Origin of the sequence: Crystallibacter permensis (genome assembly GCF_025960875.1) — a bacterium.
Taxonomy (GTDB): domain Bacteria; phylum Actinomycetota; class Actinomycetes; order Actinomycetales; family Micrococcaceae; genus Crystallibacter; species Crystallibacter permensis.
In genome coordinates this window covers 320,821-340,962 of record NZ_JAODLR010000003.1, presented here as the reverse complement: position 1 = coordinate 340,962, position 20,142 = coordinate 320,821, and the positions used below count along the sequence as shown (strand labels likewise).

Sequence of the window (20,142 nt, the reverse complement as noted above, 5' to 3'; positions counted from 1 at the left end):
AATACTGCCATGACCACGGCATCCCTTTAACGCCGGGGCGCGCCCACAGCGTCACACATCACATTTATGACTTGCTCCGGTTTGGGCAGCTCCATGCCCGTGAACAGGCGTACCTGCTCGACCGCTTGGTAGATCAGCATTTCCAACCCGGGAACGATTGCGCCACCACGCTCCGCCCAGACAGCGGCGATGCGGCTGGGCCACGGATCGTAGGTGACGTCCAGCAGCACTTGGGAATCCAGCCGGACGCTCGAACCAGCCAGCGTTTCAGCAATGGGGTCGGCTGCACGCGGGGGCAAGGTGGAGACCACCACTTGTGCCGAAGCCAGCTCAGCCGCCGCGTCATCCCAACTGGCCACGCGGCACTCCAGACCTGCGTTGCGTGCCACGGCCAGGATGGGGCCAGCCTTCGCCGGGTCGCGCAGACAAACGCTGAGGCTGTCCACCTGCAGTCCCGCAAGGGCGGCAGCCGCAGCCGCGGCAGTGCCGCCACCGCCGAGAATGGCCGCGTGGCCGCCCGGGGTAGCGCCGGCATGCCGCAGCGCCTCGATGATGCCGGCCACGTCGGTGTTCTGCCCGGCCAGCTGAACCGTACCGTCCGGGCGCCTGCGCACCACCACTGTGTTGAGAACACCCAGGGAGCGGACGAGGTCGCTTGTCTCGTCCATCAGCGGCACCATGGCTGCCTTGAGCGGCATCGTGACGGACAGCCCGGCCCAGCAGCTGTTCTCCCGCACACCTGCCATGAAGGCCGGCAGCTGCTCCGGGGTCAGGTCAATGGCCTCATACGCACAGTCGAAGCCAAGCAGTCCGTAGGCAGCCCCATGCAGCAGCGGGGACCGCGAATGGCTGATCGGATGGCCCAGGACCGCGGCCCGGCGGGCAGGCACCGGCTCACCCACGGCGGATGACCGTGGGAACGGAATTTCCTAGCTGCAACGGCCTTCCTCCTGCTCGCTGCACCAGTTCAGATATTCCTTCGTGTAGGCATTGTGTTCGGCCAGCGTCTCGGAGAACTTGGTCTCCCCGGTGTCCAGATTCACCGTTACCCAGTAGTAGTAGGGCACGTCATCCGGATTGGCCGCGGCATCGATGGCCGGGCCGCCCGGGGAATTAATCGGGCCCACGGGCAGACCGGTGTGGGCGTAGGTGTTGTACGGGTTGGACTTGTCGGCCTTTTCTTCAGGCGTGATGTCATAGCCCTTGCGACCCAGCCCATAGGTGACCGTGGCGTCTGATTGGATCAGGCCGTTCGTCTCCGTGTTGTCCGGCTGTAGGCGGTTCTCGATGGCACCGGCAACCGCGCCGTAATCGGCTTCGCCTGCCTCGGCCTCGATGATGCTGGCGACGGTCAGCACACGGAACTGCTGGTCGACGTCGGTAATTCCGTCCGATTCCAGATGCTCGATCGTGTTGCCGATCATTTCGCGCAGGATTTCCTCTGCGGTGATGTCCAGCGGGAACCGGTATTCGGCAGGGAAGAGATAGCCTTCCAGGTTCCGTGCCTGCTCTGGCAGACCCAGTGCCTGCGGATCCTCCGCGAGCTTGGCGAATTCGGCAACGGGGATCCTGGTGCCCTCGGACAGGGCCTTGAACACTTCTTCCTGCCGCCAGGTCCGGTTGATGGCCGCGTAATGCACGCCTTCGTTGCTTTCCTCCAGCAGGATTGACGCCGCTGCCGCAGCCGGCATGCGGTACTTCAGCGGGTACTGCCCCGGCTGGATCACCCGTCCCTCAGCCTGGTTGGCAACCTCGTCGACGAAGGTATCGGTGGAAGCAATAATGTCCTGATTCACCAGGGAAGAGGCGATGGCCAGAGGACCGGCGCCCTGTTCAACCGTGAACGTTACCTGGCCTTCGCCGGGACCTTCATAGTCTTTGAGCTCGTTCATGCCCAACAGGTTCTGCAAGAGCAACACCACGCCGATCAGGCCAGCGGCGAAGACGCCAAAGACCACCAGCATGATGACGTTGCGCCGGCGCCGACGCTGCCGCTTGATCTTGTTGCGACGGCTCCGCTTGAGGACCGGCGCCTCGTCGTAGAAGACCTCATGATCATCGTCATGCCCATGGGTCTGGTGATCGGCCTCATCGACCAACTCGTCAGCGGGCTGTTGTTCCGGATACGGAGGATGCTCCGGATAAGTATTGCTCACCGTCTGCTCTCACCATCGCTGTCATGTACGTGTGGAATCTTCGTCTCCTCTTCCAATGCCTGGACTCCCCTGCGGACTGAATCCGGAACGGCCACAGGACTCCCCACGTCCCGTCCAAGCGCGCGTTGCATGTCCAGCGCCTGCTGGAGTATTTCGACTGCTGCAACCTGATCAACAACTTTACGATGTTCACGGCTGCTCATGCCAGCGCTGTGAAGAGTACGATGCGCCGAGACCGTAGTCAAACGCTCGTCGATCAGGTTGACCGAAACCGCCAGGCCCGCATCGGCCAGTGCCTGTGCCAGCACGTCCGCGTACTCCCGCGCCATCTGGGTGGAAGCAGATTCTCCGCCCTTCAAAGTGCGCGGGAGGCCGACGAAGACCTGCACCGCGGAACGCTCGGCGGCCTCTCTCACCAGCACGCGGATGTCGCTGTTCTTCTTGGCATCGCGCTTCAAAGTCCGGATCGGGGTCGCCAGGATGCCACCGGGATCGGAGCCGGCCAAACCGACCCGAGCCAGTCCGACATCGACCCCGAGTTTTGTTCCGGCTGGCGCCGCTGCATTGGACACTTGCGGTCCTTAGCCCCGGTTAGCCACGGCATTGACGACGGCGGTGATCGCCTCATCAATTTTCGTTACGTCCGTGCCGCCGCCTTGGGCGACATCGTCCTTGCCACCGCCGCCGCCGCCGAGTACACCGGCAGCAGTCTTGACCAGCGCACCGGCCTTGACGCCTGCGGCGCGGGCTGCGTCGTTGGTTGCCACGAGAATCAGCGGACGTCCGTTCGCCACGCCCGTCATGGCGACGGCCGCCGGGTCCGAGCCGAGCCGTGCACGCAGGTCCAGAGCCAGGGACCGCAGATCATCCGCTCCGCCTAACTCGCCGGCATTGTGTGCCAGCAGGCGTACGCCGGCAACATCCTTGGCCTTTTCCACCAGGGAGGCAGCCGAGGCCGCCAGTTGTTCCTTGCGCAGCCGGTCCAGTTCCTTCTCGGCAGCCTTGAGCTTGGCCAGGGTGGCAGCGATACGGTCCGGCAGTTGCGGACCCGGCACCTTGAGCATCTCCGAAAGTTCGGTGACCAGGGCGCGCTCGGCAGCCAGGTGGCGGAAGGCCTCCATGCCCACGAACGCCTCCACACGGCGGTTGCCGGACCCCACCGACTGCTCGCCGAGCAGCGTCAGGCTGCCGACCTCCGCGGTGGCATCCACATGGGTACCGCCGCACAGCTCACGCGACCACGCGCCGTCGATCTCCACTACGCGGACCTTGTCCCCGTAGGCTTCGCCGAACAACGCCGTTGCGCCGAGCGACTTGGCATCGGCCAGGCTCATGATCTTCGTCTCAACCTGGTAATTGTTACGGATGGCCAGGTTGGAGACTTCCTCGATTTCCGACTTGGCCGCGGCACTGATGCCTTCGCCCCAGGAGAAGTCGAAGCGCAGGTAGCCTGCCTTGTTGAAGGAGCCTCGCTGCAGCGCCTCCGGCCCGAGGATCTGGTGCAGGGCGGCGTGGATGATGTGCGTGCCGGAGTGGGCCTGTTCGCCCGCCTGCCTGCGCTGCTGGTCCACAGCGGCCAGTACCTTCGCATCCGAAGGGATCTCGCCCTCGCGGACAATGGCCTTGTGGACGCTGAGTCCCTTGACCGGGCGCTGGACGTCAAGCACCTCAACCACAAAACCGTCGCCGGTGATGAGGCCGACGTCGGCGGCCTGGCCGCCCGCTTCGGCATAGAACGGCGTCTCGTTCAGGACCAGTTCGATTTCCTCGCCCTGGCTGGCGAAACCGACTGTGGCTCCGCCGCTGACGATGCCGCGCACGGCGGACTCGGTGGTCAGCTCTTCGTAGCCGGTGAACACGGTCTCGCCTGCGGCCAGCATTTCGTTGAAGACGCGGACATCGGCATGGCCGAGCTTCTTGCCCCGGGCGTCGGCCTGGGCACGCTCGCGCTGTTCGGTCATCAGGCTGCGGAAGCCGGCCTCGTCAACCTTCAGCCCGGCTTCCTCGGCCATTTCCAGCGTCAGATCGATCGGGAAACCGTAGGTGTCGTGCAGGCTGAAAGCGTCTTCGCCCGAGAGCGGCTTGCCGGCGGCCTTTGACTCCTTAACTGCTTCCTCAAGGCGTGCGGTGCCGGAGGCGATGGTGCGCAGGAAGGCCTTCTCCTCGGCGTACGCGATGCGGCTGATCCGCTCGAAGTCGGTGTCGACAACGGGGTACGTCCCCTTCATCGCGTCCCGGGAGACGGGCAGCAGCTCCGGCAGGCAGGCCTGCTCGACGCCCAGCAGGCGCATGGCGCGGACGGCACGGCGGATCAGGCGGCGCAGTACGTAGCCGCGGCCTTCGTTGGAGGGGGTCACGCCGTCGGAAATCAGCATCAGGGCCGAGCGGATGTGGTCGGCCACCACGCGGAGCCGAACGTCGTCGGTGTGGTGCGGGTCCTCATCGGTCTCGGCGCTGGTGTATTCCTTGCCGGCGAGCTCGGCGGCCTTGTCCAGTACGGGGCGGACCTGGTCCGTCTCGTACATGTTCTCCACGCCCTGGAGGATCATGGCAAGGCGCTCCATGCCCAGCCCGGTGTCGATGTTCTTCTTCGGCAGCTCGCCAAGGATCTCGAAGTCTTCCTTGCCGATGCCTTCGCCGCGCTGGTACTGCATGAAGACCAGGTTCCAGATCTCGATGTAGCGCGTCTCGTCGGCGATGGGTCCGCCCTCGATCCCGTATTCGGGGCCGCGGTCGTAGAAGATTTCGGAGCAGGGGCCGGCCGGGCCGGGCTGGCCGGTGGACCAGTAGTTGTCCTTCTTGCCGGACTTCTGGATGCGCTCGACGGGCACGCCGATCTTGTCGCGCCAGATCTGCAGCGCCTCGTCATCGTCCTGGTAGACGGTGATCCAGAGCCGCTCCGGGGGCAGGCCGTATCCGCCGTCCTCCACAGGGGAGGTCAGCAGCTCCCACGCCATCGTGATGGCGCCTTCCTTGAAGTAGTCGCCGAAGGAAAAGTTGCCGCACATCTGGAAGAAGGTGCCGTGCCGGACCGTCTTGCCGACCTCTTCGATGTCGGCGGTGCGGATACACTTCTGGACGCTCGTGGCGCGGTTGAACGGCGGGGTCTCACGGGCGGTGAGGTACGGAATGAACGGCACCATGCCCGCTACGGTGAACAGCAGCGAGGGGTCCGGCGACACCAGCGACGCCGAGGGCACCACGGTATGTCCCTTTTTCTCGAAGAAGTCGAGCCAGCGGCGAACGATCTCATGGGACTTCATGGTGCCTAAATACCCTTCCGGTGAAACAAAAAATGCGGCGCTGCTTCCCGAAAGCGGGAATGCGCCTAGGAAAATCTAGCGGGTGTTGACGTGATCTGCGGAATCGATTCCCAGGGCGGCGCGCAGATCCGCTTCACGTTCGGTCATGCCGGTGCGGAATGTGTGGGTGAAATCCGCAACGCTGTCCGCCAGGGACGCTACCGCGCGGTTGAGCCCTTCGGGGCCGAAGGTCTGCTTGGTCGCGGAGATCTTGCGGACCGCCAGGACGCCGATGGCGATTCCGGCGCCCATCCAAATAAGCCGTTTCATCTGTTTCCTCCCTCAGCCTTAGCGGCTGCGACGGCCTTTGCCCTCGGTAGTTCTGCCGGACTGGCCGCGTGAGTTGAATGCGGTGCGCACGCCGTAGGAAAAGGCGGCCACCTTGATCAGCGGCGAGCCGATCGTCGCGGCGACCAGCGAGGACAGCGCGGAGACATTGGCCGAGGCGTCCGAAACGTTGGACGAGATGCCGTCCACCTTCCGCAACTGCTCGTTGGTGGTGGTCACCGTGGTGGTCACTTCATCGATCAGCGGCGTGGTGCCATCGCTGATCGAGCGGATGGCTACGCGAAGTTCGTCAAAGACTTTCCCCAGCTTCCATACCGGTATGGCCAGCAGGGCCACCAGCACCGCGAAAACGCCCGCAGCGATGAGACCGGCGATATCTCCACCTGACATGGGAGGGAACTCCTTTGTTTGGCATATTTTCAAACCCACCCGCGGGCGGATCCAGCTAACGACGACGGCGCCTGGCACTCGTTGCTTTCGGCGCACCTGTAAGTACATTACCTACTGAACAGCCCGTGGCGCGTGCCACGGGCTGTTCAGTGAGGTTTCCGCCCAAGAGCGGTATGCAGTTTTACGCTGCCCGGCTTCCAGGGAGGATTAGCTCCCGGAAAGGTTTAGCGTGCGTAGTATTCAACCACCAGCTGCTCTTCACAGGTTACGGGAACCTCGGAACGCTTGGGGCGGCGGACCAGGCGGGCCTGGAGCTTCTCCAACGTAACGTCAAGGTAGGCCGGAACGTTCGGCAGAACGTCGCGGTGTGCGCCGGCTGCTGCAACCTGGAACGGCGGCATCTTCTCGGAGCGCTCGTGGACGTGCACCAGCTGGCCCTCGGAAACGCGGAAGGACGGACGGTCCACGCGCTTGCCGTCAACCATGATGTGGCGGTGCACAACCAGCTGGCGGGCCTGGGCGATGGTGCGGGCGAAGCCTGCACGCAGGACCAGGGCGTCAAGACGCATTTCCAGCAGCTCGATCAGGTTTTCACCGGTCAGACCGGCGGTGTTTCGGGCCTCTTCGAAGACACGGGTCATCTGTGCTTCGCGGATGCCGTACTGGGCACGCAGACGCTGCTTTTCGCGCAGACGTACGGCGTAGTCGCTGTCCTGCTTGCGACGGGCACGGCCGTGCTGGCCGGGACCGTACGGACGGCGCTCCATGTACTTTTCGGCCTTGGGGGTCAGGGCAATACCAAGGGCACGCGAAATGCGGACCTTGCGGCGGGCTCGTGTGTTGTTAGCCACGATGTCCTTCCAATTCATGCGGTGAGGTGATGTTGCTGGCCTCCATGTGTGGAGAGCGTTGGTCAACCGCTGCCTTCAGCTACAGTCCGGCTTGCTCCCATGCACACGTGCACCCCCGCGAACACACGGGTTTCCGCTAAGAAACCGTGCATCTACAGGAGTGGATTGCGGCACCGAAGAGTCGGCTTGCCAGTCAGCGCACAATTCTAGCACCTGTCCGGGCTCAGATTAGAGTTATCGGATGCGAGCCATTCTTCAGCGGGTCAGCCGGGCCAGCGTCAGCGTTGACGGACAGATAGTCGGAGCCATCGATGGTCCGGGCCTGCTGGTGCTCGCCGGCGCGACCCACACCGATACTGCCGCCGACGCCGGGGTGCTGGCCGAGAAGATGTGGCGGCTGAGGATTCTCGACGGCGAAAAGTCCTGTGCCGACGTCAACGCGCCGCTGTTGGTGATCAGCCAGTTCACGCTGTACGCCGATACCCGCCGGGGCCGCCGGCCCTCCTGGTCCGCAGCGGCGCCCGGAGATGTCAGCGAGCCGCTGCTTGAGAGCCTGGTCGAACAGCTGCGCGGACTCGGCGCCACCGTGGAAACGGGAGTCTTTGGCGCAATGATGGAAGTTTCGCTGGTTAACGACGGGCCCTTCACCATCAGCCTGGACACCGAGGACTTTGCCAAGCCGCGCCGCGGCTGAACTGCGTACGGAAGCCGGCATCCGCCGTCGTTATTCGCCGCGGATGATTTTGCGCAGCCGTTCCAAGCGTGCCGAAATCTCGCGTTCGACGCCGTTGCCGGTGGGCTGGTAGTAATTCCTGCCGACCAGATCGTCCGGCGGATACTGCTGCTGGGCAATTCCATGCGGGGCATCGTGTGAATAGAGGTAACCCTTGCCGTGGCCCAGCTGCTGTGCGCCGCGGTAGTGCGCGTCCCGCAGGTGGGCTGGAACGCCCTGCCCGCGGCCGGCCCGGACATCCGCGACGGCAGCGTTGATCGCATCGTGCGAGGCGGGTGACTTCGGCGCGGTGGCGATGTGTACCACGGCCTGCGCAAGGACCAGCTGGGCTTCAGGCATGCCGATCAGCTGCACCGCCTGGGCTGCCGCCACCGCCGTCTGCAGCGCGGACGGATCCGCCATCCCCACATCCTCGGAGGCGGCGATCACGATCCGGCGGGCGACAAAGCGGGGATCCTCCCCCGCCTCGAGCATCCGCGCCATATAGTGGAGCGCCGCGTCCACATCGGAGCCGCGCATCGACTTGATAAAGGCGCTGGCAATGTCGTAATGCTGGTCCCCGGCACGGTCATAGCGCAGCGCAGCGCGGTCCATGGCCCGCTCGGCGTGCGACAGCTCTACGCGGACGGGGCCGTCCTCGCCGGGGTTTTCCGCCTCGCCCCAGGCCACGCCCGCGGCCGCCTCCAGGGCCGTCAGGCCGCGGCGTGCGTCTCCGGCGGCCAGCCTGACCAGGTGTTCCAGGGCCTCGTCGCTGACCTCTACCCGGCCCGCCAGACCGCGCTCGTCCGTTACGGCCCGCTGGAGCAGCCCCGCGATGTCATCGGTGGTCAGCGGTTTGAGCGTCAGCAGCAGCGACCGGGACAGCAGCGGCGAGACAACGGAGAAGGACGGGTTTTCGGTGGTGGCGGCAACCAGCACCACCCAGCGGTTCTCGACGCCGGGCAGCAGCGCATCCTGCTGGGCCTTGTTGAAACGGTGGATCTCGTCCAGGAACAGCACGGTGGTGGTCCGGTGCAGGTCGCGGGCCGTCAGCGCCTCGTCCATCACCCGGCGGACATCCTTGACGCCGGCGGTGATGGCGGAGAGTTCCACGAACTTCCGGCCCGGCCCCCTGGCAATGACATGCGCCAGCGTGGTCTTGCCGGTGCCGGGAGGCCCCCAGAGCATCAGCGAAGAGGGTCCCGCAGGGCCGGTTGCTTGTCCACCAGCAGCCAGCAGCCGCAGCGGCGAGCCCGGCTGGAGCAGGTGCTGCTGGCCCACCACCTCGTCCACGGTCCGGGGACGCATGCGCACCGCGAGCGGGCTGCGGGGGCGCTCGATGCTGCCGGCACCACGTCCGGAGCTACCGCCGGGACCGGTTTCTTCGTCCCGATCATCTTCCGTGTCGCTGCCGGCACTGAACAAATCACTCACACTGCCTAGGCTATCGCTTATGGCACGGACCAAGACCATCTACCTGCCGCCGGGCCGCCTCCAGGCCTGGGCGGACAGATTCGCCGCGGACCACGGCGATCCCCTGTGTGAGGTCAACAGCGTCTGGCTGGGTCCCGGCGTCGTTCTTTCGTGTCCTGACGGCTTTAGTGTCCGGCTCTGCCTGCCGTGGGACCAGCTGACCCCGGAGCTGAGCGCGGACGCGTGGCCGGAGCAGCTTGCCGCCGCTGCGGCGGACATCGGAACCTGCGGGCTGATCCTGCTGCGCCGCGGCGGCTACAGCGTCGGCACATCCCTGCAGGGCGAGCTGACCTGGTCCAAATCCGGCACCCGGTACGTACAGTCGCGCACTGCCGCCGGGGGCTGGTCGCAGCAGCGTTACGCCCGCAGGCGCTCCAACCAGGCAGACGCGCTGGTGCTGACCGCAACCGGGTACGTGGTCGGCCACTTCCCCGCAGCCAAACCGGCGTGCCTGGCCACTGGTGGAGACAGGGACATGCTGCGCCAGCTGCTGGCCGATGAACGGCTGGCCGGTCTCGCGGCGCTGCCGGAGACGCGCATCGAGCTGAATGCTGATCCGCGGCAGCGGCAGCTCATCGAGATCGCGCGGGAGCTGGCGGGCATCAAGGCAGTGATCACGTGGCCGGCGCCCGGCCGCAACGGCTCCGCTTGAGGCGGGCCGGTGCCCGGCCGGTATAACGAGGCGCCCGGTTAACGGACTGCGCCGCCCGGACTGGCCCCTGGGGGCCGGCCGGACGGCGCGCTCCGTTACGCAGGTCAGCTTTGGACGCTGTCCTTTTCAGAGTGCTGGGCAGCGTCCTTCTGGCCGTCTTTGGACGCTTCCGGGGCCTTGTTGGCCTCCTTGGTGGCCTCCTTCGGCTTGGGCTTGAAGTCGATGCCGGCTTCCTTGCGCTGCTGCGGGGTGATCGGTGCGGGAGCGTCGGTCAGCGGGTCGTGCCCGCCGCCGGTCTTCGGGAAGGCGATGACGTCGCGGATGGAATCCGAGCCGGTCAGCAGCTGGACAACGCGGTCCCAGCCGAAGGCGATGCCGCCGTGCGGGGGCGCACCGTACTTGAAGCCCTCAAGCAGGAAGCCGAACTTGCTCTGGGCCTGCTCCTGGTCGATCCCCATGACGGCCAGGACGCGCTCCTGCACGTCCCGCTGGTGGATACGGATGGAGCCGCCGCCGAGTTCGTTGCCGTTGCAGACAATGTCGTAGGCGTAGGACAAGGCGTTCGCCGGGTCCTCATCGAACGTGTCCATAAACTCGGGCTTCGGCGAGGTGAAGGCGTGGTGCACGGCGGTCCAGGCGCCGGCGCCGACGGCCACGTCGCCCGATTCGACTGCTGCCGCGGCAGGTTCGAACAGCGGTGCGTCGACGATCCACACGAAGGCCCAGTCGCCGTCGTTAATCAAACCGGTGCGGTGGCCGATCTCCACGCGGGCGGCACCCAGCAGCGCACGCGCCGCGGACTTGTCGCCGGCGGCGAAGAAGACGCAGTCGCCGGGCTTGGCGCCCACGGCATCCGCGAGGCCGGCGCGCTCGGTGTCGGTGAGGTTCTTGGCCACCGGACCGCTCAGCGTGCCGTCTTCCTGGATCAGGACGTACGCCAGGCCCTTGGCGCCGCGCTGCTTGGCCCATTCCTGCCACGCGTCCAGCGTCCGGCGGGCCTGGGAGGCGCCGCCGGGCATGACCACGGCACCGACGTACGGGGCCTGGAAGACGCGGAAGGTGGTGTCCTTGAAGAACTCCGTCAGCTCGGTCAGCTCCAGGCCGAACCGCAGGTCGGGCTTGTCGGAACCGTACTTCGCCATGGCGTCGGCGTAAGTCATGCGGCGGATCGGCGTGGGGATCTCGACGTCGATCAGCTGCCACAGCGCCTTCACGATGCTCTCGCCCAGCGCGATGATGTCATCCTGCTCGACAAAGCTGGCCTCGATGTCCAGCTGGGTGAATTCCGGCTGGCGGTCGGCACGGAAGTCTTCGTCCCGGTAGCAGCGGGCAATCTGGTAGTACTTTTCGAACCCGCCCACCTGCAGCAGCTGCTTGAACAGCTGCGGCGACTGCGGCAGGGCGTACCAGGAGCCCGGGTCCAGGCGCGCCGGCACCAGGAAGTCGCGGGCGCCCTCGGGGGTGGAACGGGTCAGCGTGGGGGTCTCGATCTCCACAAAACCGTCCTGGTGCAGCAGTTCGCGCGCCACCCGGTTGGCCTCCGAGCGCAGCCGCATGGCGGCGGCGGGGCCCGGACGGCGCAGGTCCAGGTAACGGTGCTTCAGGCGTGCTTCCTCGCCCACCTCGACGTGCTCGTCGATCTGGAACGGCAGCGGATCCGAAGTACTGAGTACGACGACGGAATCGGCTATGACTTCGATCTCACCGGTAGCAAGGGCCGGGTTTTCATTGCCTTCGGGCCGCTTCTCCACCGTGCCCTTGATCTGCAGCACGTATTCGTTGCGCAGGGCGTGGAAGACGTCCTCTTCGCGCACCACAACCTGGGCAATGCCGGAGGCATCACGCAGATCCAGGAATGCCACGCCGCCGTGATCACGCCGGCGGGCCACCCAGCCGGCGAGGGTTACGGTCTGTCCAATGTGCTCAGCCCTCAGCGAGCCGAGGTCATGTGTGCGCAGCACAGCATTCCTTTCAGTAAAACTTCACCGGCGCTATCGCGGAGGCTTCCGCCCCGGGCCGGCTGTGATGTGACTAGAGTGTTCTTAAATGGGTCTTGAACGAGTTTACCGTTGATCGGGCTTGGGTCCCGACACCGGGCCGGCGGCCGCAGGATCGACCCGCAGCGCCGATGCCTGGCGGAATCAGGAACAGACGGAGGCAAACTTTGAGCAGCGAATCAGCCCTCGAACGCAGGCTGGGCGGTGTTGACGCCACAACGGTGGGCATCGGTTCCATGGTGGGCGCCGGGGTCTTCGTGGTCTTCTCCCCCGCCGCCGCGATAGCCGGCAACTGGCTGCCGCTGGCGCTGGCGATCGCCGGTGTTGTGGCTTACTGCAATGCGATGGCCTCGGCCCAGCTGGCCGCGGTCCATCCCACCAGCGGAGGCACCTACATCTACGGGCGCCGCCAGCTCGGCGAATGGCCGGGCTTCCTGGCCGGCTGGGGCTTCATCACCGGGAAGGTAGCTTCCTGTGCCGCCATGGCACTGGCCTTCGGCCTCTACGCCGCCCCTGAATTTGCGACGGCGGCCGCCGTAGCCGCCGTCGTACTGCTCACCGGCGTGAACCTGATGGGGATCACCCGCACGGCCTGGGCCACGCGCTGGATCGTGTCCATTGTGGTGGCCATCCTGGTCTTCGTGATCGTGGTGGCCTTCGACGCCGAGCCCATCGGCCAGAACCTGCCGGTTGACGGTGCCTCGCCGTACGGCATCCTGCAGGCCGCGGGGCTGTTTTTCTTCGCCTTCGCCGGCTACGCCCGGATTGCCACCATGGGCGAGGAAATCCGCGACCCGAAGAAGCTGATTCCCCGCGCCATCCTCGCGGCCCTGGTTGTCACGCTGGCCCTCTACGCCGTGCTGGGCCTGGCGCTGCTGGACTTCATGGGTGCCGGCCTGCTGGCCGCCACACCCGCCCCGTTGCTGGCGGTCGGCGAAGCTGTCGGCGGCGGCGTGGGCACCACCGCCGTAACGATTGCGGCAACACTGGCCTGCCTGGGCGCCCTGCTCGCGCTGATTGCCGGCGTCAGCCGCACCATGTTCGCCATGGCCCGCGAGGGAGACCTGCCGCGTGCCTTTGCCTCGGTCTGGGAGCGCTTCAAGGTTCCCTACCTCGCCGACCTGGCCGTCGCCGCCGTCGTTATTTTCCTGCTGCTCACCCAGGATGTCCTGGCCGTGGTGGGCTTTTCCAGCTTCGGCGTGCTGATCTATTACGCGGTCACGAACGCGGCCGCGCTGACCCTCACGGAGCGGCCGTGGCAAGCACCCAAGTTTCTGAATTGGTTGGGTCTGGCCGGCTGCCTGGTCCTGGCGTTCACCCTGCCGCTGTCCTCTGTGCTGACCATGACGGCAGTGCTGGCTGTGGGGCTGCTGGGCCGCGCCGTGCTCAAACCCGGCAGGCGGCGCAGGCCCCACGCCTAACCGGCCGGGCCGCGGCCGTTACTGTGCGGAAGTGATCTGCGGGATCAGGTCCTCTGCCGGCGGCGTCCAGGTCTTGGGATCGGCGGCAACCTGTTCGCCGGAGCGGATGTCCTTGACCTCGTGGTTGAGGTTGCCGTCTTCGTCGGTGCTGAACCAGACAAAGGGGATTCCGCGGCGGTCCGCGTACTTGATCTGTTTACCGAACTTCTCGGCCTTGGCCGCGACTTCCACGCTGATGCCGCGCCCGCGCAACTGCGCAGCAATGTCCTGAGCCTGGGACCAGCTGCCGTCGTCGGCCAGCGTGACCAGCACAGCGGTGGGCACGTGCCGGGAGGCCGAGGCGAACTCCTGGCTCAGGATCCGCATCACCAGCCGGGTCACGCCAATGGACAGGCCCACGCCGGGGAACTTGCGGTTTCCCTTGGCGGCGAGGGCGTCGTACCGGCCGCCGGAGCAGATCGAGCCGAGCTGTTCGTGTCCGACCAGGACGGTTTCGTAGACGGTTCCGGTGTAGTAATCGAGTCCGCGGGCGATGCTCAGGTCCGCCAGGACCCGTCCCGGCGCGCGGTGTGAAGCTTCACCGATGACCTGTTCAAGCTCGGCCAGGCCCTCGTCCAGAAGTTCGTTGCTCACGCCGAGGGCACGCACCTCCTGTGCAAAGGAGGTGTCCTCGCTACGGATGGAGGCCAGCTTCAGCGCGGCCTCGGCCTGCTCCGCGGTGGCACCGAGCTCTTGCTGCAGCAGTTCGGCAACTTTCTGCGGCCCGACCTTCTCAAGCTTGTCGATGCTGCGCAGGACACCGGCGGTATCATCCAGCCCGATGCCACGGTAGAAGCCCTCGGCCAGCTTGCGATTGTTCACGCGCAGCTTGAATTCGGGGATGGGCAGCGCGCCCAGGGCTTCTACGATGACCAGGGCCAGTTCCACGTCGTAGCGGAACGGCAGTTCACCGTCACCCACGACGTCGATATCGGCCTGTGTAAATTCGCGCGCGCGGCCCTCCTGCGGGCGTTCCCCGCGCCAGACTTTCTGGATCTGGTAGCGGCGGAACGGGAAGGCGAGGTGTCCGGCGTTCTCGACGACGTACCGGGCAAACGGCACCGTCAGGTCGAAGTGGAGCGCCAGCTTGTCCTCAGCCTTGCCGCCCTCGGCTTCGTCCGCCTGGAGCCGGTGCAGGCCGTAGACCTCTTTGTCGATCTCGCCCTTGCGCAGCAGTTGCTCCACCGTCTCCACGGCGCGGGTCTCAATGGAGGAGAACCCGTGCAGCTCAAAGGTCCGCCGCAGGCTGTCCAGCACATGCTGCTCCACGAGCCTCTCCTGCGGAAGCCATTCCGGGAAACCTGACAGGGAGGCCTTACGTGCCATGCGGGGATATCTCCTAAATTGTGGGTCGAAAGACTCATGGGGGCTGACTACTCAGGATAACGGGCCCTTTGGCCTGTGAATGCCTAAACTGGCTGCCGGACCATTTTACGGGCAGGCAGCAGTCCCGGCCCAAAGAATTGAACATCCCATCCGCCGAGGTGGGACCTGAGGGGAAAGGAAGGGCCCGGTGGCCGCCAAGAGCCAGGACCGCGAAACAAAGCGTCGCATTGCGCAGATGGAGGCCAAACGCGCCCTGCGTGCATATCAAATCAAGCGGCGCAAGCGCGACAACGTTATTGGTGCCGTCGTGATCGCTGTCCTGGTCATCCTGGGTGTGCTGCTCCAGCTGACCGTGTTCGGCACCAACCCCACGGCGGGCGAGGTTGACCAGGTACGCGAGGGTATCGAAGAACCGATACCCGGCGGATCCGCTTCCCCTGATCCCGCCGGCGCACAAACGAACGCCGCCCATATCCCTTCCGCGGATCTGGCGCGTGGCCAGGTGCTCACCGGCACGCTGTCCACCAGCGCCGGCGACATCGGCATGGAGCTCGACGGCGAGGCTGCGCCGCAGGCCGTTTCGGTGTTCAAGTCCTTGGCCGACGAAGGCTTTTTCGCGGGCAAGACGTGCCACCGCCTCACTACTGCCGCTTCCATGGGCGTGCTTCAGTGCGGCTCCGTGGACGGCCAAGGCGGCGGCGACCCGGAGTTCCAGTGGGGTCCGGTCGAAAACTCGCCGGAATCCGGCCTATACCCTGCGGGCACTATTGCCGTCGCCCGCGGGCAAAGCACGTTCAGCAACGGCAGCCAGTTCTTCATTGCCTACAAAGACAGCAGGATTCCGCAAGATACCGGTGGCTACACGATTATGGGTAAGGTAACCACAGGCCTCGACGTGATCCAGGAGATTGCCGACGGCGGCGTCGAAGAAGCCGGCAGCCAGGACGGACAACCTAAAATACCAGTAACGATTGATGCGTTTACTCTAGATTGATCTAGTGAAGTACCTGGTGCGCGCGCCTGCGGTGGGTGCACCGAACAACGAGTGAAAGAGTTTTAGCGGTGACAGACAGTCAGAAATCCGACGAAACAGTTGACGGCACGGCCTCCGAAACGCCAAAGCCGCCGACGCCAGCCAGCATGAAACCATCCGCGCGGCCGCGCCCAACACCGGCAGCAATGGCACCGAAGCACGCTGCAGCCTCCACGGTGCAGACCGTTGTCGCCGCGCCACCGGTGCACAGTACGCCGCTTTCGGAAGCCGCCAAATGGGGCCGGGTTGCCGAGGACGGGCACGTCTTCCTGATTCTCGACGGCGAAGAGCACCCCGTCGGGCAGTATCCGGACGCCCCGGCCGACGAAGCGCTGGCCTACTTTGTGCGCAAGTATGACGACGCCGCCGCGCAGGCAGCGCTCCTGGAGCAGCGGGTGGAGGCGAAGGCGCCGTCCACCGATATGCACAAAACCCTTGAGCATCTGAGGGCACAGGTCGCCGAGCGCCACATGGTCGGGGATATTCCGGCTCTGGAGGCACGCCTCGACAGCCTCGACACCGCGATCGCAGCGCTGCAGCGCAGTGAAAAGGATGCACAGGAAGCGCAGCGCTCCGCCGAACTGGCTGCACGTGAAGCCATTGTCGCTGAAGCGGAATCAATCGCCGGCAAAGACCCTGCCACGGTGCAGTGGAAGACCAGCAGTGCCCGAATGAACGAGCTATTCGAAACCTGGAAGACCGCGCAGAAGAACGGCATCCGGCTGGGCCGCGGCACTGAGGATGCGTTGTGGAAACGCTTCAGGTCCGCACGCACCGTCTTTGACCGCCACCGCCGTGCCTATTTCAGCCAGTTGGACAGCGACAATGCTGCAGCCAAGTCGGCTAAAGAAGCATTGATCGCGCGTGCCGAGGAGCTTTCGAACTCCACCGACTGGGGCCCAACCGCCGGCGAGTACCGCCATCTGATGGACGAATGGAAGTCTTCCAAGCGTGCCAGCCGGAAGGACGATGACGCGCTCTGGGCCCGTTTCCGTGCCGCCCAGGACAAATTCTTTGCCGCACGCCAGGCCGCCAACCAAGCCATCGATCAGGAGTATGCCGCGAACCTGGTGGTCAAGGAAGCTCTCGTGGCCGAGGCGCAGGCGCTGCTCCCGATTACGGATCTCGGCGCCGCCAAGAAGGCCCTCCAGTCCATCAGGGACCGCTGGGAAGAAGCCGGCAAGGTACCGCGCGGGGACATGCAGCGGATCGACGGAGGCCTGCGCAAGGTCGAAGACGCTGTCAAGGCAGCCGAAGACGACCAGTGGCGGCGCAGCAATCCGGAGACCAAGGCCCGTACCAACAGTGCGTTGAGCCAGTTGGAGACGACCATTGCCGGTCTCGAAGAGGATCTTTCCAAGGCTGAACGCCAAGGCGATGAGCGGAAAATCGCCGACGCCCGCGAGGCTCTCGAGGCCCGTCGGCAGTGGCTGGACACCTTGCAGAAATCGGCGCAGGACTTCTCCTGAGCGATCCAGCCGAATAACTGACCGGGCGGAATAACCACCCGATCTACACACCGTCTGAGGGCGGAACCGCTTTTCCACAAAGAGGTTCCGCCCTCTCTCGTTGGTCAGCAGGCTTTGACAAGCTGGCATCATGACCATGGGAGAGCAACGGCAGCAGCCATCGACAACCATCACCGCCCCCGGCTCCCAGGGAGGCGTGCTCTATGCCGGGCGGCCGTTCAGCCTGGCCGAACTGCAGGCCATGGCAATCGATGGCCTGGTGGTCAACATTTACGGTCCTGCCTACGTCAGCACCGGCGAACCCGTCACCTCCGTGCACCGTGCCTTGGCTGCACATGCTGCCCTGCCGCAGCCTATCCGGCACAAGGTGGTGCTCGGCCGGCTCACGGCAGCCTGGGTCTACGGCTGCTCGCCGCCGGGCAACAAGATCACTGTCCTGCTCGACCACCGCTACCGGGCAACCTCGCAGGGGCGGCACCGAAGCATCCACCTGCACGAAGTCGCACTGGGGCCGCTGGATACGTTGAATATCTCGGGTGTCCGGATCACTTCTCCCCTGAGGACGGCGCTCGACATCGCCGTCTACGCCCGGGACGAAGACGCGGTCCGGGTCCTGCTCGCCTTATCATCCGACCCCAGGCTGAAGTGCCCCCTGGGCTACATCCGGCAGGCCCTGCAGATCCGGGAGAGGATGCCGGGCAAGAACGTGGCCCTCCGGCGCCTGGCAGCCGCACTCGATCTGCGCAAGCAGCAAGCCGGAGGAAACGCTTAGATACGGCGACGCGCGTCCGTCGTGCGGTACACGTCGAACACTCCGTCGATGCGGCGGACCGCGCTGAGGACATGACTCAGATACTTCGGATCCCCCATCTCGAAGGAGAACCGTGAGATCGCCAGACGGTCGCTCGAGGTGTGTACGGTGGCGGAGAGGATGTTGACGTGGTTCTCGGCCAGCACGCGCGTCACATCGGAGAGCAGGCTCTTGCGGTCCAGCGCCTCGACCTGGATCTCCACGAGGAACACACTGGACTTGGTCGGTGCCCACTCAACATCGACGATCCGCCCGGGCTGGTCCCTCAGGTCGGAAACATTCCGGCAGTCGGAGCGGTGGACGGACACGCCGGATCCCCGCGTCACAAACCCGATAATCGGATCCGGCGGCACCGGCGTACAGCAGCGCGCCAGCTTCACCCAGACATCGCCCACCCCGACCACGGTCACGCCGGAGTCCGAGGTCTTCGGCCGTTTGGGGGCGGTGGAGATCGGGGCTTCCATCTCCTCGGCCGCCTCCGAGCCGCCGAGCAACGCCACCAGGTGTTCGATGACGTTCTGGGCAGAAGAATGACCGTCCCCGACCGCAGCATAGAGCGCAGCGATGTCCTGATGGTGCATTTCCTGCGCCACGGCCATCAGAGCGTCATGCGTCATCATCTTCTGCAGCGGCAGGTTCTGCTTCCGCATGGCCTTGGTGAGCTGGTCCTTGCCCTTTTCGATCGCCTCTTCACGGCGTTCCTTCGTGAACCACTGCCTGATCTTGTTACGCGCCCGGGGACTCTTAACAAAGCCCTGCCAGTCCTGGCTCGGCCCCGCACCCTCGGCCTTCGAGGTGAAGATTTCCACCCAGTCGCCATGGTTGAGCTCGCTGTTCAGCGGGACAAGTTTCCCGTTGACGCGGGCGCCAATGGTCCGGTGTCCTACCTCGGTATGGACGGCGTACGCGAAATCCACCGGCGTTGATCCTGCCGGCAAGGCCATGACCTCGCCCTTAGGTGTGAAGACGAACACCTCGCGGGCGTTGATTTCAAAGCGCAGCGAATCGAGGAACTCTGCCGGGTCGGAGGTTTCCTGTTGCCAGTCCACCAGGCTGCGAAGCCAGCCCATGTCGCCGCCGTCCGCCGCTGTGCCGGAGTTTTTCGCCGCGTCCTTGTACTTCCAGTGCGCGGCCACGCCGTATTCGGCCCGGCGGTGCATCTCGTAGGTCCGGATCTGGATTTCCACCGGTTTGCCGCCCGGGCCGATCACTGTGGTGTGCAGGGACTGGTACATGTTGAACTTCGGCATGGCGATGTAGTCTTTGAACCGCCCGGGCAGCGGGTTCCACCGCGCATGCAGCGCGCCGAGTGTGGCGTAGCAATCGCGCACGCTGTCCACCAGGACACGGATCCCCATCAGGTCATGGATGTCGTCGAAGTCCTTACCTCGAACGATCATCTTCTGGTAGATGGAGTAGTAGTGCTTGGGGCGCCCGGTGATCGTCGCCTTGATCTTCACGGCGCGCAGATCGTCGCCGATGTTGGTGCGGAGCATGGTCAGGTACTTCTCGCGCTCGGGCGTGCGTTCCCCCACCATGCGCACGATCTCCTCGTACACCTTGGGGTGCAGCGCCGCGAAGGACAGGTCCTCGAGCTCCCATTTGATGGTGTTCATGCCCAGCCGGTGCGCCAGCGGGGCGAATATTTCCAGCGTCTCCCGGGCTTTCTTGGCGGATGATTCCGGCGAGACGAACCGCCAGGTCCGGGCGTTGTGCAGGCGGTCCGCAAGCTTGATGACCAGGACACGGATGTCCTTGGCCATTGCCACAACCATTTTCCGCACGGTCTCCGACTGCGCGGCGTCGCCGAACTGGACCTTGTCCAGCTTGGTCACGCCGTCGACCAACATGGCCACCTCGGACCCGAACTCGGCCCGTAACTGGTCAAGGGTGTATTCGGTATCCTCGACCGTGTCATGCAGCAGTGCGGCGGCCAAGGTCGTCCCGGTCATGCCCAGTTCGGCCAGGATGGTGGCCACGGCCACCGGGTGGGTGATGTAGGGGTCGCCGCTCTTGCGCTTTTGGCCCCGGTGGCTGCGCTCGGCAACCACGAACGCGCGGTGGATCAGGTCGAAGTCCTCGCGCGGGTTGTTCGCCCGCACCGTGCGCAGCAATGGTTCAAGGATCGGCGAGTAGCCGGCGGAGCCGCGTCCGGTCAGCCGCGCAAGGCGGGACATAGTGCGTTCACGCCGCCCGGGGAACGAATTCCGGACCGGTGCCTG

At 65.3% G+C, this 20,142-nt stretch carries 17 protein-coding genes; 6 read left to right on the top strand and 11 right to left on the bottom strand.

Translation table 11 applies throughout. From position 1 onward, the window contains the following. Window positions 1-26: 26 nt before the first annotated feature. The 7 genes from B0G38_RS05690 to rpsD form a co-directional block, all read right to left on the bottom strand. Window positions 27-902 (bottom strand): shikimate dehydrogenase, encoded by an 876-nt coding sequence (locus B0G38_RS05690; protein ID WP_264668532.1) that lies wholly within the window; start codon window positions 900-902, stop codon window positions 27-29. Between the two features lie 27 nt (window positions 903-929). Beyond that, window positions 930-2,156, bottom strand: coding sequence for an endolytic transglycosylase MltG (mltG, locus tag B0G38_RS05685; RefSeq protein ID WP_264668531.1), 1,227 nt, complete (start codon window positions 2,154-2,156; stop codon window positions 930-932). Beyond that, complete coding sequence (gene ruvX, locus B0G38_RS05680) at window positions 2,153-2,728, bottom strand: Holliday junction resolvase RuvX (RefSeq protein WP_264668530.1); 576 nt, start codon at window positions 2,726-2,728, stop codon at window positions 2,153-2,155. Before ruvX ends, mltG begins: the two co-directional genes overlap by 4 nt. Before the next feature lie 9 nt (window positions 2,729-2,737). Further along, window positions 2,738-5,419 carry an alanine--tRNA ligase gene (gene alaS, locus B0G38_RS05675; RefSeq protein ID WP_264668529.1) on the bottom strand — a complete coding sequence of 894 codons (2,682 nt, stop codon included), beginning with the start codon at window positions 5,417-5,419 and terminating at the stop codon, window positions 2,738-2,740. A 75-nt stretch (window positions 5,420-5,494) separates the two neighbouring features. After that, window positions 5,495-5,728, bottom strand: a complete 234-nt coding sequence (locus B0G38_RS05670) for a hypothetical protein (protein ID WP_205834691.1) — start codon at window positions 5,726-5,728, stop codon at window positions 5,495-5,497. Window positions 5,729-5,746: 18 nt separating this feature from the next. Continuing rightward, a complete protein-coding gene (locus B0G38_RS05665) occupies window positions 5,747-6,136 on the bottom strand; it encodes a DUF948 domain-containing protein (protein ID WP_139003451.1) in 390 nt (129 codons plus the stop codon). Between the two features lie 224 nt (window positions 6,137-6,360). After that, entirely contained in the window at window positions 6,361-6,987 is a 627-nt protein-coding gene (gene rpsD, locus B0G38_RS05660) for a 30S ribosomal protein S4 (RefSeq protein ID WP_074703404.1), read from the bottom strand. A 241-nt stretch (window positions 6,988-7,228) separates the two neighbouring features. On the opposite strand from rpsD, the gene dtd reads away from it, so the two are divergent. Beyond that, window positions 7,229-7,681, top strand: a complete 453-nt coding sequence (dtd, locus tag B0G38_RS05655) for a D-aminoacyl-tRNA deacylase (RefSeq protein ID WP_264668528.1) — start codon at window positions 7,229-7,231, stop codon at window positions 7,679-7,681. A 30-nt stretch (window positions 7,682-7,711) separates the two neighbouring features. Here dtd and B0G38_RS05650 read toward each other — a convergent pair whose 3' ends face one another. Beyond that, the gene (locus B0G38_RS05650; RefSeq protein ID WP_264668527.1) at window positions 7,712-9,133 is read right to left on the bottom strand and encodes a replication-associated recombination protein A; all 1,422 of its coding nucleotides are present in this window, start codon (window positions 9,131-9,133) and stop codon (window positions 7,712-7,714) included. 19 nt (window positions 9,134-9,152) lie between these two features. Here B0G38_RS05650 and B0G38_RS05645 point away from each other — a divergent pair, with 19 nt between their 5' ends. Further along, complete coding sequence (locus B0G38_RS05645) at window positions 9,153-9,824, top strand: acVLRF1 family peptidyl-tRNA hydrolase (RefSeq protein WP_264668526.1); 672 nt, start codon at window positions 9,153-9,155, stop codon at window positions 9,822-9,824. Between the two features lie 104 nt (window positions 9,825-9,928). Here the strand turns inward: B0G38_RS05645 and aspS are convergent, their stop codons facing one another. Continuing rightward, window positions 9,929-11,785 (bottom strand): aspartate--tRNA ligase, encoded by a 1,857-nt coding sequence (gene aspS, locus B0G38_RS05640; protein WP_264668525.1) that lies wholly within the window; start codon window positions 11,783-11,785, stop codon window positions 9,929-9,931. A 203-nt stretch (window positions 11,786-11,988) separates the two neighbouring features. On the opposite strand from aspS, the gene B0G38_RS05635 reads away from it, so the two are divergent. Next, window positions 11,989-13,242 (top strand): APC family permease, encoded by a 1,254-nt coding sequence (locus B0G38_RS05635; protein ID WP_264668524.1) that lies wholly within the window; start codon window positions 11,989-11,991, stop codon window positions 13,240-13,242. 18 nt (window positions 13,243-13,260) lie between these two features. Here B0G38_RS05635 and hisS read toward each other — a convergent pair whose 3' ends face one another. Then, the gene (hisS, locus tag B0G38_RS05630; RefSeq protein WP_264668523.1) at window positions 13,261-14,607 is read right to left on the bottom strand and encodes a histidine--tRNA ligase; all 1,347 of its coding nucleotides are present in this window, start codon (window positions 14,605-14,607) and stop codon (window positions 13,261-13,263) included. 187 nt (window positions 14,608-14,794) lie between these two features. On the opposite strand from hisS, the gene B0G38_RS05625 reads away from it, so the two are divergent. The 3 genes from B0G38_RS05625 to B0G38_RS05615 all read left to right on the top strand — a co-directional run bounded on the left by B0G38_RS05625 (window position 14,795) and on the right by B0G38_RS05615 (window position 17,881). Continuing rightward, on the top strand, window positions 14,795-15,601 hold the full coding sequence (locus B0G38_RS05625) for a peptidylprolyl isomerase (RefSeq protein ID WP_264668522.1): 807 nt from the start codon (window positions 14,795-14,797) through the stop codon (window positions 15,599-15,601). Between the two features lie 68 nt (window positions 15,602-15,669). Then, on the top strand, window positions 15,670-17,109 hold the full coding sequence (locus B0G38_RS05620; protein WP_264668521.1) for a DUF349 domain-containing protein: 1,440 nt from the start codon (window positions 15,670-15,672) through the stop codon (window positions 17,107-17,109). Between the two features lie 130 nt (window positions 17,110-17,239). Then, a complete protein-coding gene (locus B0G38_RS05615) occupies window positions 17,240-17,881 on the top strand; it encodes a type IV toxin-antitoxin system AbiEi family antitoxin (RefSeq protein ID WP_264668520.1) in 642 nt (213 codons plus the stop codon). Here the strand turns inward: B0G38_RS05615 and B0G38_RS05610 are convergent. After that, complete coding sequence (locus tag B0G38_RS05610; protein ID WP_169997854.1) at window positions 17,878-20,097, bottom strand: RelA/SpoT family protein; 2,220 nt, start codon at window positions 20,095-20,097, stop codon at window positions 17,878-17,880. The two genes, B0G38_RS05615 and B0G38_RS05610, sit on opposite strands and share 4 nt — an antisense overlap. Window positions 20,098-20,142: the final 45 nt, after the last annotated feature.